The sequence below is a fragment of the Paenibacillus sp. AK121 genome (assembly GCF_019042715.1).
GTDB classification, from domain to species: Bacteria; Bacillota; Bacilli; order Paenibacillales; family Paenibacillaceae; genus Paenibacillus; species Paenibacillus polymyxa_C.
The window spans coordinates 54,536-68,743 of sequence record NZ_JAHPJM010000011.1; the positions used below are offsets into that span (position 1 = coordinate 54,536).

Genomic DNA, 14,208 nt, shown 5'->3' on the forward strand with positions numbered 1-14,208 from the left:
AATGGTTCGCTGCATTTTGTCTGAATATTGAAGAGGTGTTATGGTATAAGAGAATAGGAGAGGAGGCTGTTAATATGAACCATCCAATTCCGGAGAAGGTATTGAATGATGGCACTAAGGTGCCTGTCATTGGGTTTGGAACTGCTGGATTGAAGGGTGCAGATGGAGTAACAGTGATAGCTAGCGCGATTGATGCAGGTTACCGTCTGATTGACACAGCTTTCAACTATGAAAATGAGGGTGCTGTCGGGAAAGCTGTCCGGCAGAGTTCTGTACTTCCTAAGGCCTCTTCTGTAAAACATCAGACGGAAAACCTGAATATTTTTGATTTTGAGTTGTCGCCTGAGGAAATGAACGTAATCTCGGCACTTAGCAGGGAAGATGGACGGCTATGGGGGCAGGACCCCAATTCCTATGAAGAGCTATAATCTATAAGAATGAATGAGAAGGGTTCAAAAATCTGTGGAAGGTTTTTGAACCCTTCGCTTTTAGTAATAACCGAAAGCATGCGATAGGTCCGTATATAGATATGATGAATGATGAACATTTTTAATCGGATTTGATGTATGATATGGGGGAATGTAGTCCTTTCGAAGGAGGTCATCATGGGGATTTTGTCAAGGTTTAGGGATATTATGAAGATGAATATCAACGCCTTAATGGATAAGGCGAGTGATCCGGAGAAGACGATTGATGATTATATGCAAAATCTAAATAGTGATCTAGGCAAGGTGAAAGCGGAAACGGCCTCAGTGCTGGCTGATGAGAAAAGGGCGAAAAGAACACTGGATGAATGTAGAACTGAGATCAAAAAGTTCCAGCATTATGCAAGTAAGTCTGTGGAAGCTGGCAATGAAGAGGAAGCCCGAAAGTTTTTGGAGCGTAAAGGTTTGCAGGCGGAGAAGTTGGAAACGTTACAGACATCCTATGACTTAGCTTCGGCAAACTCCGTACATATGAAACAAATGCAGGAGAAATTGGTGTCCGATATAGGGCAACTGGAGTTGCGGCGTGCCGAACTTAAAGGGAAGCTGGCGATCGCCAAAGCACAGCAAACCTTGAATTCTATGGGCGACCATGATTCTGTTTTCGAGGCCTTGGAAGAAAAGGTGAACAGGGCATATGATGAAGCGATGGCGATAGCCGAGCTCCGAACAGGAGCGAAGGACGACCTGGATGCGTTATTCGCACAATATGAGAAGAGTACCAATCCAGAAGATGAGCTGGCTGCAATCAAGAAGAAAATCAATCCCAAAGAATCATAATAGTTTCTACATGAAGAGGTGAGCAGATGCCGGTTATTGAATACAAATGCCCCAACTGCGGCAGCGGCATGGTCTTTGACAGTGAGACAGGAATGTTATCTTGCCATAGCTGCGGAAGAGAGGACAACATCGATACGATTCCTGATCCTCTGACTAATCGTATTTTTTCAGAAGATGAAGCCCATGAGTATCATTGCAATAACTGTGGAGCAGTGATTATGACCGAAGTGGAGACGAGTGCAACGGTGTGCAGCTTTTGTGGTTCTGCCGTGGTGCTGGGTGATCGACTGACCGGAGAGCTAGCTCCGGCGCAAGTTATTCCTTTTTCGATCAGCAAGGAAGAAGCCATAGCTGCATTCAAAAAATGGTGCAAGAATGGCCGTCTGACACCGAACCGATTCATGATGGCCGACCGAATCAAGGGAATAACCGGTATGTATGTCCCCTTCTGGTTATATGAATTACATAATCAAATTGAGGTTCAAGGTGAAGGTACCCAAGTGAGAACCTATACGAGTGGAGATTACGAATATACAGAAACGAAGTATTTTGATGTATATCGGAAAATCCGTTTGAATTATGTGAAGGTTCCGATTGATGCTGCGGAGAAAATGAATGACGAGCTGATGGATAAATTGGAGCCTTTTCCCTATGATCAGCTCAAGCCTTTTAAAACGCCATATCTAGCGGGTTATATTGCGGAAAAGTACAGTTATAACGAAGAAGAGCTTTTCCCGCGAGTAAAAGACAAAGTGAAGGAATATATTGATGCTTATATTCAGTCTACGGTGTCAGAGTATACGTCCGTGAGTTACACGGAAAAGCAAATTGATACTACATTAAAACAAGCGGATTATGTCCTGCTCCCGGTATGGGTCATACACTATGACTACAATCAATTGGAGCATACGTTTGCGATGAACGGTCAGACGGGCAAGGTAGTTGGTAAACCTCCGATTAGCAAGTTCAAAGTGACAGCTTGGTTTGCAGGCATTTTTGGCATAACTCTCTTTTCATTAAGGTTAATCACTTGGCTAATCATGGGAGGAGAATTCTATTGAAAAAATATAGAGCCATTGTGGCTGTTTTGTTGTTCTTTGCCGCTTTTCTAGCGGTTCCTATGGAAATGAAGGGCGAAGCAGCAACGACAAAAATGAAGCCATTGATTTTTGATGAGGCGGGGCTGCTTAATCAGGAAGAGTATGATGTGTTGAACACTATGGCTAACCAATACGGAGCCGAAAGAGAAACAGACATTATTGTTTATACGACCAACAACCCCGACAATATGGATGTTATGAAAATGACGCAGGATTTTTATGATGACCATGGCCCGGGGTATGACAGGTCCCATGGGAATGCAGTCATTTTAACGATGGATATGAGGAATAGAGAGGTTTATTTAGCTGGCTTTTACAAAGCAGAACGGTATCTGGATGACGACAGGCTTACTAAAATCCGCCATGAGATTACCCCGGATCTGACGAACGGTAACTATGGGCTTGCATTTCAAAAGTATATTCTGGGCGCGCACAAATATTTGGCCATCCGCCCAGGTGTGAATCCGGACAGCATATTTTTCAAAGGCTGGCTTCATTTGGCGGTTGCGCTGGGATTGGCGTCTATTATTGTAGGTAAGATGGTTTCGAGTTCCGGCGGTCGGGTTACGGTAAATCGGCAGACCTACGAGGATGCAAGCACGTCAGGGGTTCTGGCACATCAAGATCTGTACACTCACACAACGACAACGAAGCGGAAGATTGAAAAGAGCAGTAGCAGCAGCTCATCAGGTGGAGGAGGCGGAACCACCAGCGGCGGTCATTCGCATAGCGGCAGCAGAGGATCATTTTAATGGAAGGGATGGATACAGCACATGGGGTTCTTCAGGAATCAATTTGCAAATGTTGTTGAATGGGAAGAATTTAGGGATGATATGATTTTTTGGAAGTGGAGCAATCGTGAAATTAAAAAAGGCAGTAAATTGATTATTCGCTCCGGTCAGGACGCCATTTTTGTAAATAACGGCAAGATCGAGGGCATTTTTGAGAATGAAGGGTCATATAACATGGACTCGGATATTATTCCATTTCTATCGACATTAAAGGGATTTAAATTCGGCTTTAACAGTGGCATGCGGGTGGAGGTCTTATTCGTTAATACGAAGGAGTTTACGGTCAAATGGGGAACACAAAACCCGGTTTTGATCCCTACTCCCCAACTGCCAGGCGGGATGCCGATTCGTGCCAACGGCACATTTAATTTTAAAGTAAACGATTATGTTACGCTTATTGATAAGATTGCCGGGGTAAAGGACAGTTATCTTGTTGAGGATGTGAAAATACGGATTACTTCGGTGTTGGATCAGTTATTGATGAAGTGGATCAGCCGAGAAGGCAAGGATATGTTTAATCTACAGGCAAATGCTTCTGATATTTCGAAGGGCATTCAGGAAGATCTGGATATGCAAGTGATGGACAACGGTATGACGATTACAGGGTTTCATGTGATGAGTTTCAATTATCCTCAGGAAATCCAGGATATGATTACAAAGACAGCTTCTCATGAAATGATCGGTAATCTACAAAAGTACCAACAAGTGACGATGACCGACGGTATTGCATCGGGGAATGTAAAAGGCGGCGGTGCTGCTTCGGATATGGCGAGTATGATGATGGGCATGAATATAGCGAATGAAATGATGAAAAACTTGAACCCAAGCCAGAAGCCCCCGGCTGAGACTCAGCCTGCATCCGATGCTCCCACTCCTTCTGGTGACGGTAAAAGACCTAATTTTTGTCCGAATTGTGGCACAAAAAACGAGGGAGCTAACTTTTGTCCGAATTGTGGACAGAAATTGAACGGGTAGCCATAGCTAACCGCTGAACTGTTTCCTTTCAGGAAATTGCCGACTGGCTAAGTAATTCTATGAACCAAACAGCAGTTGTTGCAGAGTATTCTCTGTGATGACTGCTTTTTTAATGTAGATTGTTCAAGCATTTTCTTTATAAATCCGATTTATTGGATTGAAAAAGGTACACAAGATAAGGTACTATAACTATATAGTACGTATTTATATTAACTAATTAGGTATTACATTAATAAAATATAGATATAGGAGCCATAAAGATGACCAAATTCCAAGATCAAATCATTGCGCGGTACAAGTTTGATGATGCAGAGAATGTCGGCAAGGATAGCTCTGGACAAGGTAATGACGGGATTGCTTCAGGCACAGCAGCACCTACGATCTCCCATACTACCGGAAGAGCGGCTTTGGCACTTGAGGGAGGTCCCAACGGAACATCTTATATTCAGCTACCTTCTGATCTGTTTAAAGATGTAAGCGATAACACTGGTGTTACAGTGACGGCTTGGGTAAACTTCGGCAGATTCACGGATATGTGGGAACGTGTTTTTGACTTTGGTAAATCCCACACGGGTCCTTATATGTTTATGACACGGAATCTGCGTGGAACTCTTTTCACTGAGGCTGACTTATCCGTAGACCCAGGAAGAGGTTTTGTCAGAGATGAATGGATGCACATAGCCCTGTCTGTAATCGGCACGGAAGGGGGCACATTAAGTAGTGCGGGCCCGGTGGTATATGTCAATGGTGAAGTGGCAGCAGACGGTTCCATCAGCCAAACCTCCAGCGGCAACTATGCCAAGCTGCGCAAATGGTTCGAAACGTTTGCAGATTCGACCAACTATAGCAACAATTTTATTGGTCGTTCCCAACATGTAGCGGATGTTGACTTTGCTGGCTTGGTTTCGGATTTCCGAATTTATAAAGCAGGCTTGACGGCGGATGAAGTCATTGAGGTCATGTGCGATTCATTGACAGATGAGGAGATTGTGAAGCTTGCCCGCGATAAGTACTTATCATTTCCGACGACGATTATAACCAAAGACATATCTCTACCAACGGTTCTGATGGGTGGAAGAGTAGAAGTGACCTGGAAATCCAGCCAACCTAGCATACTCTCTGACAATGGACAGGTTCAGGCGATTACTTCCGCACAGGGGGTCACCGTTACGGCTCTCTTGACCAGAGGTTCAAGCCGGATTGAAGAAAGCTTTGAAGTATCCGTTCTCCCAGAACAATTGCCTCCATACACGCTGACCATTCATGGGAATAAAGAAGTTGTGGATGTCAGCGAAGTGATGTACGGCTTATTCTATGAGGATATCAATAACGCCGCAGATGGCGGGATATATGCAGAACTTGTACAAAATCGCTCATTCGAATCCTTCGAGTTTGATACGTATTCCCATGCTTCGGGTGAATGTGGATGCTCTACAGGACGGAATCGCAATCCGCTGTTCGCCTGGTCTGGTGATACGGACAAGATGACTCCACAACATAGCGGTGGATTGAATGAGTTTTTGGGCGCAAAGGATAAGGATGTGAACTCTTATTATGTGACGGTAGCGGATGGGGCAACGATCCGGAACAAAGGCTTCTCCGATTCTAACCAGAATTGTGCCATGTCCATCCAAGAGGGTGCCAAGTACGAGTTCACCATCTGGGCAAAGGCCGATTCGACGGGTACCATCACACTACAACTTCAAGACTCGAAGGAAAAGGACATCAGTGATTCGGTAACCGTACAGGTGGAAGGTGGCGACACATGGAAAAAGTACGGGGTCGACTCCAAGCTAGTGCTGACAGGTACAGCTACAGTTTTGGGACAACTAGCGCTTACATTTGAAGGTGACATTTCCATTGATATGGTCTCCTTATTCCCACAAGATGTATGGGGGGCAGGAGAGGAAGAGCAATCCCCGTCGGCACACGCCAACTATCAGGGCAATCCGAACTACCGATTGAGAAAAGATCTGGTGAACGCACTGGTTGGCATGCATCCGAAGTTTTTGCGTTTTCCAGGTGGTTGTATTTCCGAAGGATCGTTTATATGGGAAAATGTATACGACTGGAAGGAATCCATTGGGGATATCGAGCTACGCAAGGAAAACTTTAATGTATGGGGCTATATGATGACCATGGGTCTTGGTTATATGGAATACTTCCAGTTGGCAGAAGACCTGAATGCAGCTCCACTTCCGGTTATGGCCTGTGGTGTGCTTTGCCAAGCCCGCTCGGATTATGCTCATCCGGCTGGGGGCGCACTAAGAGAATACTATATCAAGAATTTTACGGATCTGATCGACTTTGCGATCAGCGTTGATTTTGAACATAATGAATGGGCCGCCATGCGTAAAAAAATGGGCCATGCAGCACCGTTCGATCTGCGTTATCTGGGCGTGGGCAACGAAAACTGGGGTACAGAGTTCTTCGCCAACTTTGAGGTGTTCAAGACATCAATTGATGAGTACATGGAGAAAAATTATCCGGGATATGAACTGCATATCATCTCCACGGTTGGCGCTCAAGCAGACGACGATGCTTATCAGCAGGGCTGGAAGTTCCTGAGCGGTAATATGAAGGGCTCAGCCAAGGTTGCTTTTGCAGACGGTAACCAGGTGACGGAAGAGACTGTAACCTGGTATGAAAAGCAAAAAGACTATATGGACACCATTGCCGATGAACACTATTACCGTTCTAATGAGTATCTGTTGAATAATGTGGACCGCTATAATTACTACTATAGAGCTTATAACGCAGATGGCAGTGTCAACTGGAAAGAAACGTCGAAGGTTTTTGTTGGGGAATATGCCTCGACAGATAAAAATACATTGGCAGGCGCAGTAGCAGAAGCAGCAGTGATGACGGGCTTCGAAAATAATGCTGATGTCGTCCGGTTGGCTGCCTATGCGCCGCTGTTTAACAAAGTCCTGACGGACGGAACTTACAGATGGACACCGGATTGTATCTGGTTCGATGACGAAACCGTGTGGTTTACACCAAACTATTATGTGCAGCAAATGTATGCCCAATATTTGGGCGATAAAGTATTGGCCACTTCGTTCTCTACTTACAAAAATGGCAAGCCAATCGACCTCATTCCTCAGGGGGGAATCGAAATCGCGACAGGCAACGCCGAGGTTGTAGTTAAGCGTGTGACCGTTACCTCCAATAAGGACGGCAGTGTACTGCTGGATCAAGATTTTACTAAGGAATTGAATTCATTATGGAAAGTTATTCCTGGTTCCGTAGGATCTACGTTGGAGGAAGGCAAGGGGCTTGTCCTCAAAGCCCAAGATAGCGGTCTGAATGGCTTGTACATCTTGAACGACAGCTGGAACAACTACAAGGTAGAGGTGGTTGCTTCTCGCCTTTCCGGCACGGATGGTTTTTATGTGGGTGCAGGCCTCACGGATATTACCAATGAGAAAAAGAACGTCATCGAATACGCGATTGGCTATGGCGGCAATGCTACCGGCGTGAAGGTTTACAAGCAAGGTATAGAAGGCTATACCATGGGTGACTACTCTTCCAGTACAGCGGCGGGCAACCTGAGAGCGGCGAGCTATGAAGAGTTGGCCGACAACACCGACTACACTATCACGGTGAACTATGGGGGAGAAACGGGCAACAACCTGATTTGCTCCTACACCGACGGCAAAACTACCAGTAAAGTGCTGGACTACAAGCTGGAGTCTTACAACAGAGACGTGTTTAATTCGGTGACCCAAGATGCTGAACATGTATATGTGAAGCTTGTGAATGCCGATAACGTAGATAAGGCAACACAGCTGAATCTGGAGGATTTGAATGTTGAATCCAGTGCCAAGCTGATTACACTAACCGGCGATTCTTCGCTTGTTCATGTACCTAACGTGAATAAGAAAAATGATGAAAAGGTAGTGCCTACCGAACAGCAGGTTACGCTGCATACGGATTCTGTCCTCTTACAATTACCGGCTAACTCGGTAAATGTATTGGTACTGGATCTTAAAGCGTAGGGTACGAGATAGTTAGGGGAAGAATGTTGGAACTTTTTCCCGCTTAAAAAAAGGGGTGTCCCAAGTAGCCGTTTTATGGCTTTTAGGACACCCCTTTTTTCTATGGATCAAGTCAGAATGTTGTTGATTTTATTTCCCTGACGGGCATTACTTCGTGCTTCTGTTCACCAGTTCACGCGGATTGGTGCCATCGTCTATCGTTAGCGGGGTAGCCGCACCTGTAGCAATTCGCTCCCAAGGTACCATTTTAAAGTTCTGATTTAACTTCTTGCCGTTTTGGAGATTTTCGTCATCTTGTGCAACGAAGATACCATGGGGGAAATTCTTGCCTAATCCGTAACCCAGAACATCAATACCGTCTGTGACAGACGTACCATCTACGGTAGGGCTGTCGCCGATTGTGAAGTTGCTTATATACGCATTGTCGCCTTGTCGTTCATAGATTGCATAGCTGCTGTTGCCTTGGCTGGAGGCCATGAGATACCCCTTGCCATCTTTGCCGTAATACAATGTGAGTCCCTCTATGTCATCGTGAAGTCTACGTCCATCTGCAATATCAACACGTCGCAGCGGCTTGGATGAACCGTCTGGCTCGGCACTATATTTCCAAATGGCGTAATCCTCTTCAGCAATATAGAGCGTACCATATTCATCATCAGCGACCATGCCCTCGGATTGCGTAGCCAGCTTAAATTGGCGGACAAGCTTGCCGGCAATTTTACCGTTTCCATTGTCAGTCAGCTCATATTGCTCAAATTCACCCTCTTTGCCCAAAACGAGCGCATAAAACTTATCTGTCTTGAGGCTATGGTACAAACTGAATCCATATACTTCTTTCATGGTTGCTTTAATAGGTTTGTCAACCACATTGGTCAACGTTCCTGATACACCATCAATGGTAAAGATATCGATTGTGTTGTTGGTTCGATTGGTTGCACCTGCGATATCGACTTTTTTACCGCCCAATGTGAAACCGTAACGAAGATCCACGTTGTTCATTTTTCCGACTTTCATGTTTTGCAGTTGCTTGCCATCCAGGTCATAGACTAAAATTCCGCCGCCCTTATTGGTAGCTAAAATTCTGCTTTTATCCGGATCAACCGGATTAAGCCAGATTGCAGGGTCGTCAGCTGCATCTTCTCCATCCTCCACGGCTTCTGTTTCGACAGAGGGGAGCACTTTATAGGTGGGGACTGCGTCCTTGGGATCTGTATATTTGCTGTTCTCTGCTTCAAGCGTAGTAATCACTTTTGTAGGAAGATATACATTTCCATTGATCATCTTAATTTCTCGGTCTGCTTTTCCGCTTTGGCCAGCTAGACGATATTGCTTCTCACCGACGGTAAAGGTTCCGACAATGCCATTTTTCAGCTTGATCAACACTGAATGGTCATCACTGTCCCATGTAATGGTTGCCCCCATTTTATCCGCGTGTGTTCGTAGTGATGCGTACCCGGATGGCTGAATGTCTGCCGCATGGGTCAGTTCTGGTGATACCAGAATCCCTGTTAACATGGTTAATAATGCTAGTTTATTTACCTTCATATGTATGCCCCTTTTCTGAAGCGAAAATGATATAACCGACTCAGTATAAAGTGACAATATCAAAAGAATACAATCAAAATGTAAAAGAGACGTAAACATTCAGTTGGCTGGTTTCCAGTATTGTTGTCTGTAATTTTTCGGCGACATTCCAAATCTCTCCTTGAAACACTTTGAAAAATAGCTGGCTTGAGAAAATCCTGTTTCCTCCGTAATTTGCTGGATGGACCAGTCGGTTTGCAGCAAAAGACTGCGTCCCTGATCCAGACGATAGTCCATCAAATATTCAAGTGGTGTGCGCTGGAAGGTGGCCTTCATGCATCTGGCAAGATAGTTTTGATGTACGTGAAAATGTGCCTCCAGGTCTTTATTCGTGATGGCATTTCTGTAGTTTTGTTTTAAGAATATTTCGATTTGTTCAGCTAACTTGGAGGAACTGCTTTTGTAATTCTCATCATATTCCAAACTCTGAAAAATATTCACAAATGTTTGTTGAGTCTCCCATAGAGCCAGCTTTCGAGTTTTTAAAGTAGAGGCTAGTAAATAGTCCAATTTGGAGAACAGCTCATGGGGATTAATTAGTTTTTGATATTTGGGTAGATGGATGGTGGTATGTTCTGAGTGAAAATGCAGCTCAGGAATGGGGGTGCTAGGGATAATAAGATTCGGCGAGGATTGGGCGCACCACATACTATTAGTTTGAAAATGAAACCAGTAAAAGGAGGTTTGTTCTGTACATGCTTCTATGGGGAAATGGTGCTTATCCGGCTCAAGAATAAGTGCATGATTTTCAGTTATCTTCCACGACTCATCCTCCTCACCGATGTGCAGTAGTCCTTCTTTAATAATAATTACGTCAAAATATCCCAAGTTATAGCGATTCGGATGCCAGTCCCCTTTTTGGTATGTAGTAAAATTCCCCTCAATGAAATAAGGCAATGGAGGGACAAGGAAAGATAGAAAGTCTGTTTTGCTCATGGAAGTCAGCTCCTTTGTGTGTGAAATCGTATAAGTTTTAGTTAAAGATCGCGATTTTTTTTATAAATTCAGGTTGATAAAATAAGGACTGTAGCAAGGGGAGTTCAGGTTAGCTTGTTCGATATTATCATTACTTTATCCTTATTTTTTCAAAAATGAAAGCGTTCTATTTTCAGGAAGGGATGTTTATCCAATGAAAACGGCAAAACCAGTGAAGCATGTCATCGTCGATGATTCATTTTGGAAAAAGTATAAGCAGGTTGTGGCGGAAGAGGTTATTCCTTATCAGTGGAAAGCATTAAATGATGAATTACCAGATACAGAACCCAGCCATGCGATTGAGAACTTTAGAATTGCGGCCGGGGAATCTAGTGGAGAGTATTATGGAACCGTTTTCCAAGATAGTGATCTTGCCAAATGGTTGGAGACGGTTGCTTTTAGTTTAAGGGATCATCCAAATTCTGCGCTTGAAGAGCGGGCTGATGAAGTCATTGATCTATTGGGAAGAGCACAAGCTGAGGATGGATATCTGAATACGTACTATTTGCTGAAGGAACCTGACAATCGTTGGACAAACTTAAGGGACAATCATGAGCTGTATTGTGCGGGACACTTTATAGAAGCGGCTGTTGCTTATTACGAAACGACGGGTAAGACGAAATTCCTCAACATTATGGAGAAATACGTAGACCTGATTCAGCAGATATTTGGTATAGAAGAAGGGAAGCGGAAAGGCTATCCGGGGCATGAAGAAATTGAGTTGGCCTTGATCAAATTATACGACGTAACGGCTAAGGATCAATACCTCAAATTAGCGCAATATTTTATCGAACAGCGGGGACAGCATCCTATTTATTTTGTGGAGGAGCAAGAAAAGAGAAAGCATATTCAAACAGAGCCCACCTGGAATGATGATAACAATATTAATTTTGGCCTAGGCTTCGAATATCAGCAGGCACACCAACCTGTGCGAGAACAAAAAGAGGCCGTTGGTCATGCGGTAAGAGCAGTGTATCTGTATATTGCGATGGCGGACCTAGCTGCAAAAACGGGAGATGCTTCTCTGTTACAAACCTGTGAAACGCTGTGGGATGATGTCACGAACCACAAAATGTACATTACTGCCGGAATCGGATCTACGGTGAACGCGGAAGCATTCACTTGCCATCATGATCTTCCCAATGACAGCATGTACTGCGAAACTTGCGCCTCTGTAGGGCTGGCTTTCTGGGCCAATCGTATGCTGCGCTTAGCGCCGGACCGGAAATATGCCGATGTTCTGGAGCGTGCGCTCTACAATGGAACGATCAGTGGGATGGATCTGGATGGGAAACGGTTCTTCTACGTGAATCCGCTGGAAGTCAATCCTTTTCAAAAATTGAGAAAAGATCAGGAACATGTAAAAACAGAGCGGCAAAAATGGTTCTTCTGCGCCTGCTGTCCACCCAATTTGGCGCGAATGATTGCATCGGTGGAGGACAATATGTACACCCAGACCGAGGATACGTTGTATACGCATCTGTATATTGCCAGCAAGGTGAACATGACTTTATCTGGACAAGAGATTGAAATTACACAAACCCATCATTATCCGTGGGATGCGGATCTTGCTCTTTCGATCCATGTAACAGAGCCAACTGCATTTAAATGGGCACTGCGAATTCCAGGGTGGTGCAAGCAGGCAGAGGTCAAGGTGAATGGGGAAGTCATATCACTAGACCATCTTGAAAAAGGCTATGTCGAGATTCAGCGCACTTGGAAGGATGGCGATATGGTAACTTTGCACTTGGCTATGCCGGTGGAGCGCATTCGGAGCAACCCGCTTGTCTCCATGAACCAGCAGCAAGTTGCTCTTCAACGTGGTCCAGTTGTGTACTGTCTGGAAGAAGCGGATAATGGGGCGAATCTGGCAGGATTAAGATTACCAAAGGATAATCCCGTTACAGAAGAATTTAGCGAAAATCTGCTGGGTGGCATTGTAAAGCTGACCATAGAGGGATATCGGGTAAAAGGTTCAAATGCATTATACAGCTCGGAGCCCCCTGAACTTGTTCCTCAACAAATTACCGCCATTCCTTACTACGCCTGGTGCAACAGGGCCAAAGGGGAAATGCGTGTATGGGTTTATGAATCATAATTCATTCGCATGGGGAGAGGAAAGATCATGAGTACGAGAATTGTGAGTACGGAACCACCCGAAAAAGCAGCCAGTACCGTTCCTTTTCATCGTAAAATCAGCTATTCGTTAACGGATACGGCAGGCAATCTACTATACTGTGTTATTTCCAGTTATCTATTATATTTTTATACGGATGTATTCGGTCTTTCTATCGGGATTGCCGGGACATTACTATTTATCACCCGTTTTATCGATGCCATTGATGCCCCGATCTGGGGCATCCTGATTGACCGAACCAAATCAAAATACGGCCAGAGCAGACCTTATTTTCTATGGCTAGCTGTTCCGTTTGCCGTGTTCATGGTCCTTACGTTTACGACGCCCAATTGGAGTGAATCGGGGAAAATTGCATATGCGGCCATCACTTATATCATAGCGGGTATTTTGTATACGGGAATCAGTACACCGATTACTTCTATTCTGCCTAACCTGAGCACCAACTCCAATGAACGCGTAGTCTTGAACTCTTTCCGTATGGTCGGGGGAAACGTGGGCTTCTTCATCGCCACCACGTTCACCTTACCTCTGGTCGCCTTCTTTGGACAGGGGAATGACCAAAAAGGATTTTCTCTAACGCTCGTTTTATTTGGAATTATGGCGATTATTATGTTTTTCATAGCGTTCGCCGATTTGCGTGAAAATGCGGCAGTGAAAACGAAATCTGTTCCCATTGCTAAAAGCTTTACAGCCATCAAGCGAAACTGGCCCTGGATGCTCGTTGTAGCTGCTAACCTGTGTTACTGGATCGGTTTGAATATTCGTTCTGCCACGCTTATCTTTTATCTGCAATACAATCTGGACAGTAAGGACTTGGTGCCTTTAATCAATGGACTGACCTCTTTGCAATTAATCTCTATGGTTCTGATTCCGTTGTTTGCCAGAAAATTAACTAAAAATACGATCATGATTATCGGATTGATATTAGCTGCACTAGGTCAAGTTGTGATTTTAATGGGAAGTACAAACTTAACCCTTATTATTGCTGGCTGGATCATTGGTGCATTAGGATCAGGCTTTGCGTGTTCTATGCCATTTGCCATGTTGTCCGATACGGTTGATTATGGGGAATGGAAAAATGGAATTCGGGCAAGTGGATTCCTGACTTCTATTGGAAGCGCATTCTGTATTAAAGCAGGTAGCGGAATTGGCGGATTATTGCCAGCATGGGTTATGGGTAGCACGGGCTATATTGCTGGAAAGGTTCAGACCCCGACTGCTTTGTCTGGCATTCAGTTCAGCTTCATCTGGCTGCCGTTTATCGTCTTCTTGATCGGAATTATCCCTATGTTTTTCTATAAGAAATTCGAAAAGAATGAAGCTTCTATTCAACAAGACTTAATTGCGAGAAGATCATAGGTATTCTCTTAACAAGGTGTT

The 14,208-nt window shown here is 44.5% G+C and carries 9 protein-coding genes and 1 pseudogene; 8 read left to right on the forward strand and 2 right to left on the reverse strand.

The features are described from left to right. Window positions 1-74 precede the first annotated feature (74 nt). The 6 genes and pseudogenes from KSP24_RS25735 to KSP24_RS18660 form a co-directional block, all read left to right on the forward strand. Window positions 75-275 (forward strand): annotated as a pseudogene (locus tag KSP24_RS25735) (aldo/keto reductase); the annotation flags it as partial. A gap of 330 nt (window positions 276-605) precedes the next feature. Further along, window positions 606-1,265, forward strand: a complete 660-nt coding sequence (locus tag KSP24_RS18640) for a PspA/IM30 family protein (RefSeq protein WP_216976190.1) — start codon at window positions 606-608, stop codon at window positions 1,263-1,265. A gap of 26 nt (window positions 1,266-1,291) precedes the next feature. Continuing rightward, window positions 1,292-2,326, forward strand: a complete 1,035-nt coding sequence (locus tag KSP24_RS18645) for a TFIIB-type zinc ribbon-containing protein (RefSeq protein WP_216976192.1) — start codon at window positions 1,292-1,294, stop codon at window positions 2,324-2,326. Next, the gene (locus tag KSP24_RS18650; RefSeq protein ID WP_129548540.1) at window positions 2,323-3,117 is read left to right on the forward strand and encodes a TPM domain-containing protein; all 795 of its coding nucleotides are present in this window, start codon (window positions 2,323-2,325) and stop codon (window positions 3,115-3,117) included. The genes KSP24_RS18645 and KSP24_RS18650 overlap by 4 nt, the downstream gene beginning before the upstream one ends. Before the next feature lie 21 nt (window positions 3,118-3,138). Then, on the forward strand, window positions 3,139-4,131 hold the full coding sequence (locus tag KSP24_RS18655; protein WP_058831129.1) for an SPFH domain-containing protein: 993 nt from the start codon (window positions 3,139-3,141) through the stop codon (window positions 4,129-4,131). Window positions 4,132-4,391: 260 nt separating this feature from the next. After that, window positions 4,392-8,132, forward strand: a complete 3,741-nt coding sequence (locus KSP24_RS18660) for an alpha-L-arabinofuranosidase C-terminal domain-containing protein (protein ID WP_216976194.1) — start codon at window positions 4,392-4,394, stop codon at window positions 8,130-8,132. A 147-nt stretch (window positions 8,133-8,279) separates the two neighbouring features. Here KSP24_RS18660 and KSP24_RS18665 read toward each other — a convergent pair whose 3' ends face one another. Both KSP24_RS18665 and KSP24_RS18670 read right to left on the reverse strand, forming a co-directional pair. Beyond that, complete coding sequence (locus tag KSP24_RS18665) at window positions 8,280-9,677, reverse strand: phytase (RefSeq protein WP_216976195.1); 1,398 nt, start codon at window positions 9,675-9,677, stop codon at window positions 8,280-8,282. A gap of 99 nt (window positions 9,678-9,776) precedes the next feature. After that, window positions 9,777-10,652, reverse strand: a complete 876-nt coding sequence (locus tag KSP24_RS18670) for a helix-turn-helix transcriptional regulator (RefSeq protein WP_064962695.1) — start codon at window positions 10,650-10,652, stop codon at window positions 9,777-9,779. A 193-nt stretch (window positions 10,653-10,845) separates the two neighbouring features. On the opposite strand from KSP24_RS18670, the gene KSP24_RS18675 reads away from it, so the two are divergent. Together KSP24_RS18675 and KSP24_RS18680 are read left to right on the forward strand one after the other, a co-directional pair. Then, complete coding sequence (locus tag KSP24_RS18675; RefSeq protein WP_216976198.1) at window positions 10,846-12,789, forward strand: glycoside hydrolase family 127 protein; 1,944 nt, start codon at window positions 10,846-10,848, stop codon at window positions 12,787-12,789. A 27-nt stretch (window positions 12,790-12,816) separates the two neighbouring features. Next, entirely contained in the window at window positions 12,817-14,187 is a 1,371-nt protein-coding gene (locus KSP24_RS18680; RefSeq protein ID WP_025675835.1) for a glycoside-pentoside-hexuronide (GPH):cation symporter, read from the forward strand. Window positions 14,188-14,208 lie beyond the last annotated feature (21 nt).